Origin of the sequence: Ravibacter arvi, from assembly GCF_039540405.1 — a bacterium.
Taxonomy (GTDB): Bacteria; Bacteroidota; Bacteroidia; order Cytophagales; family Spirosomataceae; genus Ravibacter; species Ravibacter arvi.
The window spans coordinates 80479-97634 of record NZ_BAABEY010000010.1 but is presented as its reverse complement, the minus strand read 5'-3'; the positions used below and the strand labels follow the sequence as shown (position 1 = coordinate 97634).

The 17156-nt window shown below is 53.1% G+C and carries 12 protein-coding genes; 7 read left to right on the top strand and 5 right to left on the bottom strand.

All coding sequences use genetic code 11. The features are described from left to right. The first annotated feature begins 8 nt into the window (after positions 1-8). Genes ABD852_RS04540 through ABD852_RS04530 form a run of 3 tightly spaced genes read left to right on the top strand, consistent with a single transcriptional unit; the run spans position 9 to position 5619 of the window. On the top strand, positions 9-3218 hold the full coding sequence (locus ABD852_RS04540; protein WP_345026835.1) for an efflux RND transporter permease subunit: 3210 nt from the start codon (positions 9-11) through the stop codon (positions 3216-3218). Further along, positions 3205-4638, top strand: a complete 1434-nt coding sequence (locus ABD852_RS04535; RefSeq protein ID WP_345026834.1) for a TolC family protein — start codon at positions 3205-3207, stop codon at positions 4636-4638. Before ABD852_RS04540 ends, ABD852_RS04535 begins: the two co-directional genes overlap by 14 nt. 54 nt (positions 4639-4692) lie before the next feature. Further along, positions 4693-5619, top strand: coding sequence for a GntR family transcriptional regulator (locus ABD852_RS04530; RefSeq protein WP_345026833.1), 927 nt, complete (start codon positions 4693-4695; stop codon positions 5617-5619). A gap of 42 nt (positions 5620-5661) precedes the next feature. Here the strand turns inward: ABD852_RS04530 and ABD852_RS04525 are convergent, their stop codons facing one another. Then, positions 5662-7182, bottom strand: coding sequence for a helix-turn-helix domain-containing protein (locus ABD852_RS04525; protein WP_345026832.1), 1521 nt, complete (start codon positions 7180-7182; stop codon positions 5662-5664). A 148-nt stretch (positions 7183-7330) separates the two neighbouring features. On the opposite strand from ABD852_RS04525, the gene pckA reads away from it, so the two are divergent. Both pckA and ABD852_RS04515 read left to right on the top strand, forming a co-directional pair. Next, complete coding sequence (gene pckA / locus ABD852_RS04520; protein ID WP_345026831.1) at positions 7331-8950, top strand: phosphoenolpyruvate carboxykinase (ATP); 1620 nt, start codon at positions 7331-7333, stop codon at positions 8948-8950. A gap of 3 nt (positions 8951-8953) precedes the next feature. Further along, positions 8954-12418, top strand: a complete 3465-nt coding sequence (locus tag ABD852_RS04515) for a pyruvate carboxylase (protein ID WP_345026830.1) — start codon at positions 8954-8956, stop codon at positions 12416-12418. A 91-nt stretch (positions 12419-12509) separates the two neighbouring features. On the opposite strand, the gene ABD852_RS04510 is transcribed toward ABD852_RS04515, so the two are convergent. Genes ABD852_RS04510 through ABD852_RS04495 form a run of 4 tightly spaced genes read right to left on the bottom strand, consistent with a single transcriptional unit; the run spans position 12510 to position 15920 of the window. Beyond that, entirely contained in the window at positions 12510-13421 is a 912-nt protein-coding gene (locus tag ABD852_RS04510) for a LysR substrate-binding domain-containing protein (protein WP_345026829.1), read from the bottom strand. Between the two features lie 57 nt (positions 13422-13478). Then, positions 13479-14402, bottom strand: coding sequence for a molybdate ABC transporter substrate-binding protein (locus ABD852_RS04505; RefSeq protein ID WP_345026828.1), 924 nt, complete (start codon positions 14400-14402; stop codon positions 13479-13481). Positions 14403-14408: 6 nt separating this feature from the next. Further along, positions 14409-14873 carry a DsrE family protein gene (locus ABD852_RS04500; protein WP_345026827.1) on the bottom strand — a complete coding sequence of 155 codons (465 nt, stop codon included), beginning with the start codon at positions 14871-14873 and terminating at the stop codon, positions 14409-14411. 27 nt (positions 14874-14900) lie between these two features. Then, positions 14901-15920 (bottom strand): c-type cytochrome, encoded by a 1020-nt coding sequence (locus ABD852_RS04495; protein ID WP_345026826.1) that lies wholly within the window; start codon positions 15918-15920, stop codon positions 14901-14903. A gap of 191 nt (positions 15921-16111) precedes the next feature. Here ABD852_RS04495 and ABD852_RS04490 point away from each other — a divergent pair, with 191 nt between their 5' ends. Beyond that, positions 16112-16453 (top strand): rhodanese-like domain-containing protein, encoded by a 342-nt coding sequence (locus ABD852_RS04490; protein ID WP_345026825.1) that lies wholly within the window; start codon positions 16112-16114, stop codon positions 16451-16453. After that, complete coding sequence (gene mnmH, locus ABD852_RS04485) at positions 16380-17150, top strand: tRNA 2-selenouridine(34) synthase MnmH (protein WP_345026824.1); 771 nt, start codon at positions 16380-16382, stop codon at positions 17148-17150. The genes ABD852_RS04490 and mnmH overlap by 74 nt, the downstream gene beginning before the upstream one ends. Positions 17151-17156: the final 6 nt, after the last annotated feature.

The following is a 17156-nucleotide window of genomic DNA, read 5'->3' as shown; positions in this document are numbered from 1 at the left end:
CTTACAAGATGTTTAGTAATTTCATTCAAAGACCGGTATTCGCTATAGCGATATCGATCGCAATCGTATTTGCGGGACTCCTCGCCATGAAGAGCCTGCCTACCTCCCAGTTCCCGGAAATATCGCCGCCCATGGTAATTGTAAGGGCGTCGTACCCGGGCGCAAGTGCAGAGGTATTGACCGAATCGGTGCTTATCCCGCTGGAACAAGCCGTGAATGGTGTTCCCGGCATGAAATACATGACTTCAGACGCTACTTCTGCCGGAGAATCCAATATCCAGATCGTCTTCGACCTGGGCACGGATCCCGACCAGGCAGTCGTAAACGTCAACACGCGCATCGCCCAGGTACTTAACCGTCTCCCTCTGCTGGTACAGCGTGAAGGGGTGATCGTTAACCGCGTTATCCCGAGTATGCTCATGTATGTCAACCTTTACAGCAAAGACCCCAAGGCCGACATGAAGTTTCTCTTCAACTACGCGGGGGTCAATATGCTGCCTGAATTGCAACGTATCAGTGGTATCGGCCAGGCCAGTATGCTCGGGAGCCGGCAATATGCCATGCGGATATGGCTATTGCCTGACCGCATGCGGGCCTACAACATTTCTTCGGAAGAGATACTGGAAGCACTGAACGAACAAAGTGTGATCGGATCTCCAGGCCGCATCGGCCGGAGCGACGGTAAACGGGCTGAAGCGCTGGAATATGTGCTCACCTATGAAGGACGTTTCAATAGTGAGGAGCAATATGCCAATGTCATTCTCCGGTCAAACCCGGATGGCGAGACACTCCGGCTCAAAGATGTTGCCAAGGTTGAGCTGGGCAGCGAATATTACGACATTTACTCCAACCTCAACAATCTCCCCTCAGCGGCGATTGTTTTGAAGCAGACCTACGGCAGCAACGCGACAGACGTTATTAAGAATGTAAAGGACAAGCTTACCGAGCTGAAAAAGAGTTTCCCGCCCGGAATGGACTACAAAATCAGCTACGATGTATCCAGCTTTCTGAACGCCTCCACTGAAAACGTAATCCACACCCTTCGGGACGCCTTTATACTGGTAGCCCTGGTGGTATTTATCTTCCTTGGCGACTGGCGGTCCACACTTATTCCTACCCTGGCGGTTCCCGTGTCACTGATCGGTTCGTTTGCCTGTATGCAAATGTTTGGTCTGACCATCAATATGATCACCCTGTTTGCGCTGGTTCTTGCCATCGGGATTGTGGTCGACAACGCGATTGTGGTTGTCGAAGCGGTTCACACCAAAATGGAAGAAGAGCATCTTGCGCCCTACCCTGCGGTCAGGAAGGTTCTCGGTGAAATCAGCGGCGCAGTTATTGCCATCACCCTCATGATGACCGCGGTGTTTGTCCCGGTTGCCTTTATGACCGGTCCTGTCGGGATTTTTTACCGGCAGTTTTCGATCACCATGGCGAGCTCTATCATTATTTCGGGTGTGGTTGCGCTCACGCTTACGCCTGTTTTATGCGCCATGATCCTGAAAAACACACACGGTCAGCCCAGAAAGAAGACGTGGATGAACCGGGCGCTGGACAGTTTCAACCGCGGCTTTGAGAAACTCACCGGAAAGTATGTCGGCCTGCTCAGGCTCATCGTCAACCGTCGGGTCATCACCTTTGCCATCCTGATCATATTCAGCCTCGGCATATTCGGTATCAACCTCAAATTGCCTACGGGTTTTATTCCCAGTGAGGACCAGGGGATGATTTACGCAGTTGTGCAAACGCCGCCCGGCTCCACCCTGGAAAGAACCAATGACATTTCCCGTAAACTTCAGGCCATTGCCGAAGAAATCGACGGTATTGAATCGGTTACGGCATTGGCAGGCTACGAGGTCCTCACAGAAGGCCGGGGATCAAACGCCGGAACCTGTCTGATCAACCTGAAACCCTGGGACCAGCGTCACCATTCGGTCAATGAAATCATACACGAGCTGGAAGAAAAATCAAGGGTAATCCCGGGCGCGACCATTGAATTCTTCGACCCCCCCGCCGTACCCGGGTATGGCGCCGCCGGTGGTTTCTCGCTGCAGCTGCTTGACAAAACCAATAGCGGTGATTATCGTGAACTGGAACGGGTAAATGATGAATTTATGGCCGCCCTTCGCAAGCGCCGGGAACTGTCGGGTCTCTTCACATTTTTCAGCGCCAAATACCCGCAGTACGAACTGCAGATCGACAACGAGCTGGCGATGCAAAAAGGTGTATCGATCGGTAACGCTATGAACACCCTTTCTATCCTGATCGGAAGTACGTATGAGCTCGGCTTTATCAAGTTCCAGCGTTTCTTCAAAGTGTTTGTCCAGGCCTCACCGGAATTTCGCGCACTTCCTGAGGACATCCTGAAGCTCTATGTAAAAAACAACCGGGATGAAATGGTGCCGTTTTCAGCATTCATGAAAATTGTCAAAACGCAGGGAGCGAACGAAATCAACCGGTACAACATGTACAACACCGCCTCTATCCGCGGGCAGCCGGCAAAAGGCTACAGCAGCGGCGAGGCCATAACCGCCATCAAGGAAGTGGCCGCCCAAAATCTGCCGCGCGGTTACGACATCGACTGGGCCGGTCTTTCAAAAGATGAGGTGATGCGCGGAAACGAGGCGATTTACATTTTTATCATCGTTTTGATCTTTGTATATATCGTACTGGCTTCCCAATACGAAAGTTTCATCATACCACTCGCAGTAATCCTGTCGCTGCCGGTCGGAATTTTCGGGTCGTTTTTCCTGCTTAAGGTTATGGGACTTGCCAACGACATTTATGCGCAGGTAGGATTGGTTATGCTCGTCGGTCTGCTTGGCAAAAACGCCGTATTGATCGTGGAATTCGCGATGCAGAAACACCATGAGGGCGCGACGGTCCTGGAAGCTGCCATCGAAGGAGCGAAAGTCCGGTTCAGGCCTATCCTGATGACCTCTTTCGCCTTCATCGCCGGTTTGATTCCATTGGTACTGGCGCATGGTGCAGGGGCTATCGGCAACCGTACCATCGGCGCGAGCGCACTGGGCGGGATGCTCTTCGGCACAGTTTTCGGGGTGATCATCATACCGGGCCTCTATTATATTTTCGGAAAAATTGCAGAAGGCAGGAAACTGATCAAGTACGAGGAAGACGTCTCCCTGACCGAAAACCTTGTGCATGCAATTGACCATTTTCCAAACCTAGAAGAAGACGAACAAAATGAAACGAAATAAATCAAGGGGTTTGGCTTCTGCGGCCGTTATCGCGCTGTTGGTTACGGCATGCAACGCTCCCACGATAGTCAGAAGATCAGAAAGCCGCGTTGTCCCGGAAAGTTATACGGGCCGGGCCGACACCGCCTCGTCGGCAGCCGCAACCTGGCGCGACTTTTTTAAAGACAGCCACCTGACGGCGCTTATCGACTCGGCGCTTGCCCACAACCAGGAGCTGAACATCATCACGCAGGAAATTGCGATGACCCAAAATGAAATTGAAGCTAAAAAAGGGGAATACCTGCCGTTTGTAAGCCTCGGCGGCGGTGCTGGCTTTGAAAAAGCGGCGCGCTATACACAGGTGGGCGCGAGCGAAGCAACAACGGAGATTAAACCGGGCAAGGAAATGCCCGAGCCCCTCGGTGACTTTAAATTCGGCGCGTTCGCCAGGTGGGAAGTCGATATATGGCACAAGCTGCGCAATGCCAGGAAGGCAGCGGTCAACCGCTACCTGGCATCGGTAGAGGGGCGTAATTTTATGGTGACCAACCTGATTTCCGAAATTGCTACCTCCTATTATGAGTTGCTCGCACTCGACAGCCAGCTGCAAATCATCCGGCAGAATATCGATATCCAGCAAAATGCGCTGCGCCTGGTCCGGCAACAGAAAGAAGCGGCAAAACTCACGGAACTTGCGGTAAAACGTTTCGAAGCCCAGGTTTACAACACACTTGGCCTTCAATACGAGATCCAGCAGAAAATCGTAGAAGCCGAAAACCGTATCAATTTCCTGGTCGGACGGTTTCCCCAGCCTGTGGATCGCGACCATTCGGAACTGTTGAAGCTCAGTCCGGAGGTTCTGTCCGTCGGTTCGCCTGCCGCATTGCTTAGCCATCGGCCGGACATCCTGCAGGCCGAACAACAGCTCGAGGCCGCAAAACTCGATGTGGAGGTAGCGCGCGCCGAATTCTACCCGTCACTCGGACTCTCGGCCAGTCTGGGCACCCAGGCTTTTAACCCGGCCTACCTGGCAAAAATGCCCTGGTCGCTCTTTTCCACGCTGATGGGTGACATGATGGGGCCCCTGATCAACAAGCGAGGTATCAAAGCCAACTATCTCAACGCCAACGCCCGGCAGGAGCAAGCCATTTTCCAGTATGAGAAAACCGTTCTTGCCGCTTGCCTGGAAGTGGCTAATCTCGTGGCAATGATCAATAACCTTGAGAAAAACTACGATGTAAAATCGAAAGAAGTGAACGCCCTGAACGAGTCGGTAACCATCTCGAACCGGCTTTTCACGTCGGCCCGCGCAGACTACACGGAAGTGCTCTTTACACAGCGTGACGCGATTGAATCCAAGTTTGAACTGGTGGAAACCAAAATGCAGCAATTCAAGGCGATGATCAGCACCTACCGCGCATTAGGCGGCGGCTGGCAGTAGTACGGGACGGCGACTGGCTTTTGGATAAAGGAATAGCAAAAAGCGCCTTTCCCGGTGCTTATTCCCTATCTTTATCCGGAAACCAGTCGCCAGTTACCCATGCCCGAAATTCACACCCAGTTAGTGATTATTTCCACCAACCGGATCCTGGATTTTCTACGAGTATTACCGGAAGTCCCTTGTGCCTTGCCTGCCGCTTCATCGTTGTCCGAATCACTTGGAATAAGCCGCACCACCCTTCAAAAAGTAATGCAGGTATTGGCAGCGAAAGGGATAGCCCGGATCGACGGCCCGCATAAGCTGGTGCTCAGAAAACCCCTCGACAACGATTATCTGGCTACCGTTGACGCCCCACCTTCCAAAGCAGAACAAACCGGGCAAATCATCCGGCAAAAGCTGCATAGCGCTGCCTTGAAGCCAGGGAAACGTTTTTCAGAGCTGGAACTGGCAAAAGAGCTGGGAGCAAGCACCGTATTGGTAAGAGAATCCCTTTTGAAAATAGCGCAGGCAGGGATAATCCGAAAGCTGCCGCACCAGGGCTGGGAAGCTATCCGGTTCGACCGTGAGCAGCTGGCCGGTATTGCCGAAGCCCGTGCCGTTTACAATTCCTTCTTGTTTCAAAAACTGGAGCAGGCGGGGAATTCTCCCGGGATAAGGGCTGAATGGCTGCAGCTTGAAAAGAGGATTGCCCCAAAAATAAAAGCCGGCAAGTGCCTGGTCGGCGACCTGCTCGACACGGACAGGTTGTTGTACCAAACCCTGCTGTCAGTAACGGAAAACCGTTACATAGAGACTTCCTACGATAAATTGCTTACGCTCACCTCGGTCGCCGTTCAGCAAAACCATCCGCAGGAACAAAGGCTGAACCGGATGTTTCAGGGACTGCACGACCTCGTCCTGGCCTTAACCGGGCACGAAATTCAATCCGCGGAAATTTTATCGGGAAGGCACCTGCACCGGTTGGCCGGCCTTAACGATTGAACCCTAGCTTCCAGAGTCTCAGCCCGAAACCCTTCCGCCTATCTATGCTTTCAGATAAGTCTCGCTAAGCAGGCGCACCGCCTCCCGCAGCGCTTTGTTGCGCTCCTGCTTTTCCCACAAAACGGGCTGCCGGGCGCGTTTGGCACAATCCGGCAAGCGGCAGCGCTCACAGGTTTCGTTCACCTGCTGATGCGGAAGCGCCGGATCATTCAGAAAACGAACCAGGTTTTTCAAGCGGTCATTGATCGCAAAACCGAGCGTAATGCTGCTGTTGTATTCCTTGCGGGGCGGCGAAGGCTTTGCCAGCGTTATAACCAGGTACTGATTGGCAGTGTCGACGTACTCCGCGATCTGCGCCTGGCACAAAGGTTCGCCATCCCAGCGGTTTTCCTGCTGCAACAATGCCAGGTCTTCCAATACCGACAGCGATGCCCACCTGCGGCAGTAATGCTCATTGACGGTTCCGTGCAAAAAAGGCAGTTTAGCCAGGTGCATTTCCTTTGCCAGCTTGAAAGAACCGGAAGAGGTAGTATGATCAAAGCGAAGAAAAAAAAGCTGGTCGATACCAAAATGCCGGGCCATAACATTGCTGATCCGCTGCATAAAGATCTCGGGCGTCGCTTCAAACGTATCCATGAATTCCACCAATACCGCCGGGCTCCAGACCGGCTTTGCGAAAAACACGGCGAGGCCCGAAATCAACAGTTCCCGGGGGACCAGAATGGCCCCCGCAAAATAAGATGCTTTAAAGTTGTTCAGCACCTGGTCAAAAGAATCGGCTTCGCGCTGCGAAGAAACATAGGGCCGCGGCGCCAGTTTCATCCTGCAAAACCCTATTTCGCGGCCGTAGGTAAACGCGCGCTGCTTCGGTTCCAGGTTTTCATTGATAAGCAGCAGGTCCGGTATCCCGCTTTCCGCCCTACCCGGCAACACTACCGACCTGATTCCGGACAACTCGGGCCTGCCGGCTTCGTTAAAAGTCTCTACCCGGTAACCATATTCCGTTTCCAGGTGGTTCCTGAGCCAATCTTCGCGAAATGCCACGCCGTCCGGAGGCCGGTGATCCTTGATAAATTCGTTTGCTTCCGCCTCAATTTCTTCAAAGAAATTAAAATGCAGCTCCTGGAAGGAACGCAGCGCCGAGAAGTAGAACTGTTCGACATTCATCCCGTGGTTGCGGCTGATCTCAATAATGGTAGAGATGAATGCGCTCACCTTAGACGGTGCCTCCGAAAGCATCCGGAGCAGGTCCGCCGGCTCAATACCAAACATTTCCAATGGCAGCTCACCCAGAATATTTGAATTGAGCAATTCCTCGATCGGCTCCAGGTGTTTGTCGAGCGAAACGGACACCAGGTTATCGTAGTGGGTGCCTAGCACCCTGGCCAATGCAAAAATCTTCTCGGACTTGGGATACTTCTTCCCCTTCTCGATTTCATTGAGGTAAGAAGGAGAAAAACCGGCGAGATCCGCCAGCTCGTTAATCTGAAGCCCCTTTTCCTGCCTGAGCTGCCGAAGCTTCAAACCAAATATCAAGCGTACCCTGTCTGCTGCCGGAATCATTTTCGATGTCAATTAACCGGCAATAATAGCAAAAATTGTTGAAAAATATATTTTAGCGATGATTCGCTAAAATATATTTAATCGCTTATTGACTATTTATAAATAATAAATCATAATTGCATATCGATCACTTCATAACAACCAAGGCGTGGAAACGACAACCATCATCCGGACCGGAGAAGCCATTTCACTGGCACCTTTGAAACAACATTCATTGAACTGCAAAACGATTTTTCTCAATTTGCCGCCCGAGCGCCTGGGCGAACTGGCTGCCACCCGCTCCGAGGGTGTTTTCACCGCAAGTGGTGCTTTCATGTGCGATACCGGCACTTTTACAGGCAGATCTCCCAAAGACCGCTACATTGTCTCCGACGCCTTTACAAAGGACATTGTCGACTGGGGCGGTATCAACCAGCCTTTTGACCCGGACTCATTTGCCCGGCTACACGCTCGGATGACGGAGTTCCTGGCCGACCGGCAGGTATTTGCCCGGTATGCGTATGCCGGGGCCAACCCCTTATACCGGAAGTCCGTAATGGCCATCACCACCAAAGCCTGGCACAGTTTGTTCTGTTATAACCTGTTCGTTCAACCGGACGCCGGGGAGCTGGCAAACTTCGACCCGGAATGGTGTATTTACTGCGTTCCCGAATTCGAGGCCGATCCTTCCGTCGATGGCACCCGGCAGGAAAACTTCACCATCATCGATTTTACCAGGAAAACCATCCTGATTGGCGGGACCGGCTATGCCGGCGAAATCAAAAAGGCGGTGTTCAGCGTCCTGAATATGCTGCTGCCGGTCGAGCACGGTGTGCTGCCCATGCATTGTGCTGCGAACCGGGGCGCCGACGGCGACACCGCTCTTTTCTTCGGACTGTCAGGGACAGGCAAAACCACGCTTTCGGCAGACCCGAACCGCCGGCTTATCGGCGACGACGAGCACGGCTGGGCTCCCGAAGGTATTTTCAATTTTGAAGGCGGATGCTACGCCAAAGTAGTAAATCTCAGCCGGGAGGGCGAACCCCAGATTTTCAACGCTATCAAAAGCGGGGCTATTCTTGAAAACACCCGATTCTTTCCCGGGAGCCGCGAGGTTGATTTCACCAATACGACCGTAACCGAAAACACACGGGCCGCCTACCCGCTGAGCCATATACCGGGTGCCGCCGGCCACCTGACCGAAAAAGAACCTGCAAATGTTTTCTTTCTTACCGCCGACGCTTTTGGCGTACTTCCGCCCCTGGCAAGACTGACGCCCGAGCAAGCCGTCTTCTTTTTTCTCTCCGGCTATACGTCCAAGCTGGCCGGCACCGAAGTAGGGATTGTAGAGCCGGCAGCAACTTTTTCCTCGTGCTTCGGCGCAGCCTTCCTGCCCCTTTCGCCGGAAGTATACACCCGCCTTCTCGGGCAACGGCTGCAGGCCGGCGGAGCAAAGGTCTGGCTCATCAATACCGGCTGGACCGGAGGCGCTTACGGAACCGGCAAACGCATCCCGCTCCAATATACACGGAACATGCTGCAGGCAGTCCTGGACGGCAAACTGGAAGAAGTGGAATACACGAAACATGCTGTTTTTGAAATTGATGTCCCCACCAGTTGTCCGGGAGTCCCGTCTGCCGTACTTTTACCGGAAAATTCCTGGACCGATCCCCTTTTGTACCGCCAACAAGCAATGAAATTACTCCTGGCTTTCAGGCAAAACGCTGCCCGTTTCCCGATGACAACCGGGGTCCAGCCCGTACCTAATGCAAATCCCGTTGAAGTTTAACCCATGACCAGTACGCATACCCTGCCTTTCAGGCGATTGCTAATTGCAAATCGCGGCGAAATTGCCATTCGTATTATGAGAGCCGCCACCGAGTTGGGAATCACCACCGTGGCTGTTTTCACCTACGAAGACCGCTATTCCTTACACCGTTACAAAGCCGATGAATCTTACCAGATTGGGCGGGACAATGAACCGCTCAAACCTTACCTGGATGTGGAAGGGATTATCCGGTTGGCAAAACACAAGCAAATAGACGCGATTCACCCGGGATACGGGTTTCTCTCGGAAAGCGCTGTGCTTGCCCGGCGATGTCGCGAAGAGGGCATCTGCTTCGTAGGCCCGTCCCCCGAATCTATGGAGGCATTAGGCGATAAGGTCAGGGCCAAGCAACTGGCGGTACGCGCCGGGATTCCTACCGTTCCGGATAGCCGCATTGACCTGCTGGACGTGGAAACAGCGCTTGCCGAAGCGGACCGTATCGGTTTCCCGCTGCTGATCAAAGCCGCTGCCGGCGGCGGCGGGCGCGGCATGCGGGTCGTAAAGACAAGGAATGAGTTTGCCCGGTCTTTCGAAGATGCGCGCAATGAAGCCGGTAAAGCCTTCGGGGACGACACGGTCTTCCTCGAAAAATATGTCACGGACCCGAAACACATCGAAATACAACTACTGGGCGACCAGCACGGTAACCTCGTCCACCTTTTTGAGCGCGATTGTTCCGTACAGCGCCGCTTCCAGAAAGTAGTGGAGCTCGCCCCGTCGGTAGGGCTCTCGGATGATGTCAGGCAACGACTTTACAGCTATGCACTGAAGATAGGCAGGGAAGCCGGATACTACAATGCCGGCACCGTGGAGTTCCTGGTCGAGAAAGACGAGACCGTCTATTTCATTGAAGTTAACCCCCGCATCCAGGTAGAGCATACCATTACCGAAGAAATAACGGGAATCGACATTGTGGTATCCCAGCTGCTGATTGCGATGGGGCACCGCCTTTCCCACCGGGACATCGGCATTAACAGCCAGGACGACGTATCCACCAACGGATTCGCGGTCCAGTGCCGGATTACAACCGAGGACCCGGCCAACAATTTCCGACCGGATTTCGGCACCATCATTGCCTACCGGAACGCCGCCGGTTTCGGCATCCGCCTCGACGAGGGCAGCAGCTATGCAGGAGCCAAAATCTCCCCGTTTTTCGATTCGATGATCGTCAAAGTGTCTGCCAGGAGCCGCTCGCTGGAGGGCGCGGTGCAAAACCTGAAACGCGCCCTGGCCGAATTCCGGGTACGCGGCGTGAAGACCAATGTGCCCTTTCTGCTGAACGTCATCAACCACCCCGTTTTCCAAAGCGGCCAGACGCGGGTCAATTTCGTGGAACAGCACCCGGAGCTTTTCAACCTGTACAAACCGCGTGACCGTTCGACCAAGGTACTGAACTTCCTGGGGGAGGTGGTCGTAAACGGGAACCCGCAGGTCAAAGGCGCCTGTCAGCGAACATTGCCCACCCCGGTTGTGCCGGAGACAGACGCTTATGCCCCTTACCCGGAAGGACGGCGAAACCGATTAAAAGCGATAGGAAGGGAGAATTTCGTCCGTGAAATCATGGAACAACGTCCTGTCCTGTTCACTGACACCACCTTCCGTGATGCCCATCAGTCGCTGCTGGCCACCCGGGTCCGTACGCAGGACATGCTCAAAGTTGCAGAAGGCTTTGCCAAAAAGCACCCCGACCTGTTTTCTATGGAAGTATGGGGCGGCGCTACGTTCGACGTCGCGATGCGCTTCCTCTACGAATGTCCGTGGAAAAGGCTCCAGGCATTTCGCGAGGCGATGCCGAATATGCTGCTCCAGATGCTTTTCAGAGGCTCAAACGCTGTTGGTTATTCCGCCTATCCTGACAACCTGACGGAAAAATTTGTTGAAAAATCATGGGAAAACGGCATCGATGTCTTCCGGATATTTGATTCGCTGAACTGGATAGAAGCGATGAAAGTAAGCATCCGCGCGGTACGGGAGCGGACCGATGCGCTTGCCGAAGCAGCCATCTGCTACACCGGGGACATGCTCGCCCCCAACCAGCAAAAGTATACGCTCGCCTACTACCTCGACCTGGCCCGGCAGCTGGAAGACGAAGGCGCGCATATACTGGCTGTAAAAGACATGGCAGGACTGCTGAAACCCAAAGCTGCCGAGGTACTGATTTCCGAACTGAAGAAAGCGGTAAGCATACCCATTCACCTGCATACCCACGACACTTCGTCTATACAACCCGCGACCTACCTCAGCGCGGTCAATGCCGGCGTTGACGTTATTGATTGCGCATTGGGCGCTTTGTCGGGACTCACTTCCCAGCCCAACCTGAATTCGGTTGTGGAAATGCTCAAAGGCCACGAACGGGAAAGCGCCCTGAATACGGATTCGCTTAACGCCTATTCTGCCTACTGGGAGGACGTGAGAGAGTGGTATTACCCGTTTGAATCGGGCATGAAAGCCGGTAGCGCGGAGGTATACCAGAACGAGATCCCGGGCGGCCAGTACTCGAACCTGAAACCGCAGTCCGTTGCTTTGGGCCTCGCCGAAAAGTTTGAAACCCTGAAGCGCAACTACCGGGTGGTGAACGAAATATTCGGGGATATCGTCAAAGTGACGCCGTCGTCAAAAGTGGTCGGCGACATGGCCCTGTTCATGACCTCCAATGACCTGACGGCCGACGATGTGCTTCGGAAAGGCCATACATTATCTTTTCCGGACTCCGTAAAAGGCTTTTTCCGCGGCGACCTGGGGCAACCCGCCGGCGGGTTCCCGCAAACCATACAACAAGTGGTACTGAAAGGCGAAAAGCCGCTGACCGGACGACCTAATGAACACCTGCCTCCCGTGGATTTCGAAGCGGAGCTTGCGGATTTCCGGCATAAGTTCCCCTACAGCAAACAAACCGCCGACAACGGGTTTCTCGACTATCTCTCCTTCAAAATGTATCCCAAGGTATACGAGGAGTTTTACCAGGCCCGCGAAAAATTCGGCGATGTAAGCAAAATCCCGACCCCGGCTTTTTTCTTCGGACTTTTACCGAAAGAAGAGATCCTGGTAGAAATTGCCGAAGGGAAAACGATCCTCGTGCGGCTGCTGTTTGTCTCCGAGCCGGACGAAAATGCCATGCGTACCGTCACTTTTGAACTCAACGGGCAAAGCCGGGTTGTCCGGGTACACGATCAGTCTATTGTGGCGACCCGGGTAAAGCATGCCAAGGCTGGCTCTGAAAATGAAATCGGCGCCCCGCTGCAGGGCAAGCTGGTGAAAGTCTGGGTAAAACCCGGCGCCGTTGTGAGCGAAAACAGCCCGCTGTTTGTGATCGAGGCCATGAAAATGGAAAGCACTATCACCGCATCGCGTAAAGGGACAGTCGAGCAGGTTATCCTGGAGGAAGGGGTTCTGGTAGAACAGGATGACTGCGTAATCAGACTGACCTAACCTCGGCGCCTGCTTCAGAAAGCAGCGGCATTCAGCGCTTGTCTCTCCGGGGAAAGTGCTGAATGCCGCTGCTTTTTAATTATTCTCAATGTCACCTGCTTTCTTTTTTGGAAAACTGCCTGACTGCAAAACGCCGGAACGTCTCGGGCAAACGCCCGATCACCCCCTGGGGGCGCACAAAATAGAAATCCCTGATTATTTCGAAGTTATCTATCTCTATGATTTGCAGTTCCCCTGCCAGCAATTCCCTGGTAATGGCATGAATGGAGAGAAACGAGAAACAATCAGTCCGGGCGAGGAAGCTCTTGATGCTTTCGGTACTTGCCAGCACCACCTTTACGTTCAGCTCATGCCATTCGATACCGATCCTGACCAGCTCCTTCCGGATGACCTCATTCGTTCCCGAACCCTGCTCCCGTAATACAAATTCGAAGCCGCGAAGTGATTCCGGCCGGATGGACGGCTCCTTCGCCTTCGGGTTGCCGGAGCGGGCCACCAGCACGATTTCATCTTCAAGGAACGACTCGTACTTCATCGAAACATTGTCCGTCAGCCCTTCCACAATCCCCAGGTCGATGGTTTTGTCCAGCAGCCATTCCTCTATTTGGCGGGAATTGCCATGCAGCGTTTTGATCTTGATATTGGGAAGCGTGGCATGAAAATCTACCAGGATCTGCGGTACCACGTAATGCGACAAGGTGGTGGAGGCGCCGAGCCTGATTTCACCGGCCAGGCGCCCCTCCAATATTTCAAGCCCTTCGTTGAGCTGCTCATAAACAGACGACAATTGCTGTGCGTGAGTGAGCAATATGTGGCCCGCCTCAGTCAGTGCTAACCGGTTCCCTGTTCGTTCGAACAAATTTCGCCCGGCCTGCAACTCCAGTTCATGGATGTTCTTGCTGACTGCGGGTTGGGAAATATTGAGCGACTGCCCGGCTTTTGTAAAGTTCAGATACCGGGCGGCCGCCAGGAAAGTTGCAATTTTAAAATCAATCGAAATCATCGGAATAACCTGTTCAGGACCAACCGGATTAGGTCAGATTAAAGGAAATAGCAATACTTATTCAACCTCGAAACCGTACTTCGCGTAGATTCCTTTTGCTTCATCTGACACAATATAATCCATAAACAGCTTCGCCGCTTCAGGGTGAGGTGCATTTTTCAGTTGCCCCGCGATGTAAGTGGACCTGATGTTGTACGCTTCCGGGATCTTGATTTCCTCAACGGGGTGGCCGATCAGCTTTTGGTACACCACCTCGGAAGTCCACACCGGCGCCACATCACTCTGAAGGTGAAGGATCCTGAGCGGGCTTTCCCGGTGGTGAATACGCGTCAGGTAGGTGGAACCGTCTTTCACTTTCGCTTCCATCACCGCCTGGCGGAGCTGCGCCCCACCCCGTTTTTCATAGGCAATTTCAATTTGACGCCCTATTCCTTCCCACGCCGGGTTAGGCATACTTATCCTGACAGTCCCGCCCGCAAGGTCTTCCAGCCCGCGCACCCCTGCCGGGTTTCCTTTCGGGACCATAAGACTCAATTTGTTATAGGCATACACCTCCGTACGGCTGAAATAGCGCTGCATGGACGCTATCCTGGTCTTCCCGGCTGTGTAAACATCCGGCGTGTGCGTAATCCGCAGGTTACCCAACGTAAGCGACCCGCCTTCTATCTGACGGGCGAGTATGCCCGGCGGCAAGGTCTCCACAAAAATCCGCTCGATCTGGGGATGCTTCTTGCGGAAACCGGCGAGGAGGTCGTCGACACACATGAACTGATTGCCGGCAAAAAAGACCGTAAGCTGCGGGTCGACAATATCGCCATAGAGATCCGGCACGTTGTTGATACCGGGAACGGTAAACATAACGGCCGATTGAGGCGGAGTATTCCACGGCGGATCAAACCGGTGCGGATCCTGGGCATTTGCATTTGAAAATACGGTCATGCCGGCGACCGCCAGCCCAAAAATTTTAACTATACGCATCATAGTGAATCAAGGTTTAACAATTGCCCATCCGTCTGCTGCCCGTATGACCAGCTCGCCGTTCCCTGAAGGGACATAACCGATAAAATCAAAAAGTTCGCTCTTCTCTATTTTTCGCTCCCTGAGGCTGTTCAGGCATTGTGCTACAATTACCCCCTTATTGACCAGCCCCTTTAAAGCTTCGCCATATTCACTGGTTTTGCGGAGCGCCTCGGTTCCGCCGGAAAAAGTGACAAGCTCAACTTCTATCTTTCCTTTCAGTCTCGGGTCATCCAACAGGTTGTTGATATTCCGGATTGCCTTTTTAATCACATCGGGTGACGACTGATCCAACTGGTAAATTGCCCGGTAATGGTCTTTCCCGGCTACGGCCCCTGTAAACTGCCTGTTGGCATTGATCCGTTCCTGTGCTTGGGCGGGCAGGTACAAACAGAAGGCTGCAAGCACCATGAAAAAAAATTGATACGATTTCATTGCGATTATTTTGATGGTTTTAACTGGTTAAAAATTAAATGGCCCGATCCGGTGCTGTTCCTGGGTGACGTTATCCTGATAGGGAGGATAGGGACAATCTTTGGGCTTCTTGCTGAGATCGGGGTAATCTTTCTCTTTATTCGCCTTCACCGGCCTCAGCTTGCTGTTGATATAAGCAGCAACATCGTAGGCTTCATCGTCTGAAAGCAGGGGGCTTTCGTGCGTCACTCCCAACGGCATATTGCCCTTGATAAACCTGGCGGCCGTAATCAGCCGATTCATTCCTGCACCGTCGTTATACGAATCCTCGCCCCACAAAGGCGGGAAAATATACCCTCCCTCCCGGTTTCCGGCCACGCCCTTCACCCCTTTGCCGTCGGCGCCGTGACAAGCCGCGCAATTAGCTTCGTAAACTGCCGCCCCGTTTTTCGGATCCGCAGCGCGATCCGGCGCCTTGAAGCTGACAAATCCACGGCCTTTGAACGGGCCGTCTTTCTGCAGCTCCCTGCTGATATGTTTGATATAGGCCACCATAGCAACCATTACCTCATCGTCTACAGCAATGGCTCTACCGTTCAGGCTCCGTTCAAAACAGCCGTTGATTCTTTCCTCCAGTGTTTCCACCTTGTTTTCACGGGCGATGTAGGTAGGAAAAATTTTGTCGAGCCCGACGTACGGTGCAGCAAACGCCCTGGTCCCGCCATCCAGGTGACAACTGCTGCAGGCAAGGCGGTTGCCCGAAATCTGCCGTTTCGTGCCCGGGCCTACCCATGCATAAGTTTCGGTTATTAGTCTATAGCCATAGTCGACTAGAGCAGTCGCGTCGGCATCTTCCTCAGAAAGTGTATCCACAGCCCCGGCCGGTACATGACGGCCACTTTTTCCAACACCCGCAACCTCGTCTCTTCCTACCGCTGCTTTTCGCGATTTATTTCCCGAAAAACCCGTAACAACAGCCACAAACAAGATAACCAGGAGCGGCAGTACCAGTATTTTCGACTTGGGCTTCACCTTTTTAACAAGTGATTTTCGATCAAACATTTCCATAAATATTACATTTTTTTCGCCAGTAAAGTTACCGGACCCCACGCGTTTCTTTTCAGGACGGTTTTTTATGGAGCATAACTATAGGTTATGCAAAAATTCGGCTCAGCCTTTTACCTTTTCCGCTTTCAAGGGTTGATTGTTAACGGATTTATCTCCTAACTTTACCGCGGCGGCCTTATGAAACCCTTGTTATGATCCGGAATATATCAATAGACGATTTTCTTGGCCTTGAAGAAAAACCAGTACTGGCAGATGTCCGTTCTCCCGGAGAATTTCAGCATGCGCATATTCCCGGCGCGGTGAACCTTCCGCTCTTCACAGATGAAGAGCGCGCCAGGGTAGGCACGACCTACAAGCAGGAAGGACGGGAACCCGCCATATTGCTCGGTTTTGAGCTTACCGGCAGTAAATGGGCCGGTTTTATCCGCACCGCGCTTGAGCTCGCGCCGGATAAAAAGATTGCGGTGCATTGCTGGCGCGGGGGGGATGCGAAGCGGCGTGATGGCCTGGGCGCTCGACCTCTACGGATTTGAAGTACTACTGATACAGGGCGGCTACAAAAGCTTCCGGCAATGGGCCCGCCGGCAATTTGCGGCCCCTTACAGTTTCCGGATTCTTGGCGGAATGACCGGCTCCGGAAAAACACGTCTGCTGGCCGCTTTAAAGACTTCAGCTGAACAGGTAGTAGACCTGGAAGACCTGGCACAGCACCAGGGCTCCTCCTACGGGACAATGAATAAAATGGTGCAGCCCACCCAGGAGCAGTTTGAAAACAATCTTGCCTGGCGGCTAAAAGACCTGGATACCGCCCGCCAGGTCTGGATCGAGGACGAAAACATGAACATAGGTAAAATCATTATCCCCCGGCCACTGTGGGAAAACCTTGTTTCCGCCCCTACTTTCAATATAGAAGTGGCGCACGAAGAACGGGTTGCCAGCCTCGTCCGGGAATACGGCTCGCTTGATCCCGATTTCCTGGTCGCATGCACCCAGCGAATTCATAAGCGCCTGGGGCCGCTGCAAACCACCCAGGCTATTACCGCCATAAGAGAAAACCGCATGGCCGATTTTATCAGGCTTGTGCTGGTTTACTATGACAAAGCCTACTCGAAAGCACTCGCAGGAAAAATCTCCGCCCGGTTGTTTACCCTTCTGCTGAGCGGCGGGACCGATATGGAAAAAGCGAGGGAGCTAATTGAATTTAATCATACAATCGCTACCGAAAGGTAGCACGGC

Coding starts and splice junctions, on each gene's coding strand:
- ABD852_RS04505 (WP_345026828.1), bottom strand. CDS start 14,402: ATGATGCGTATAGTTAAAATTTTTGGGCTGGCGGTCGCCGGCATGACC.
- ABD852_RS04500 (WP_345026827.1), bottom strand. CDS start 14,873: ATGAAATCGTATCAATTTTTTTTCATGGTGCTTGCAGCCTTCTGTTTG.
- ABD852_RS04495 (WP_345026826.1), bottom strand. CDS start 15,920: ATGGAAATGTTTGATCGAAAATCACTTGTTAAAAAGGTGAAGCCCAAG.
- ABD852_RS04510 (WP_345026829.1), bottom strand. CDS start 13,421: ATGATTTCGATTGATTTTAAAATTGCAACTTTCCTGGCGGCCGCCCGG.
- ABD852_RS04540 (WP_345026835.1), top strand. CDS start 9: ATGTTTAGTAATTTCATTCAAAGACCGGTATTCGCTATAGCGATATCG.
- ABD852_RS04490 (WP_345026825.1), top strand. CDS start 16,112: ATGATCCGGAATATATCAATAGACGATTTTCTTGGCCTTGAAGAAAAA.
- ABD852_RS04535 (WP_345026834.1), top strand. CDS start 3,205: ATGAAACGAAATAAATCAAGGGGTTTGGCTTCTGCGGCCGTTATCGCG.
- ABD852_RS04525 (WP_345026832.1), bottom strand. CDS start 7,182: ATGATTCCGGCAGCAGACAGGGTACGCTTGATATTTGGTTTGAAGCTT.
- ABD852_RS04515 (WP_345026830.1), top strand. CDS start 8,954: ATGACCAGTACGCATACCCTGCCTTTCAGGCGATTGCTAATTGCAAAT.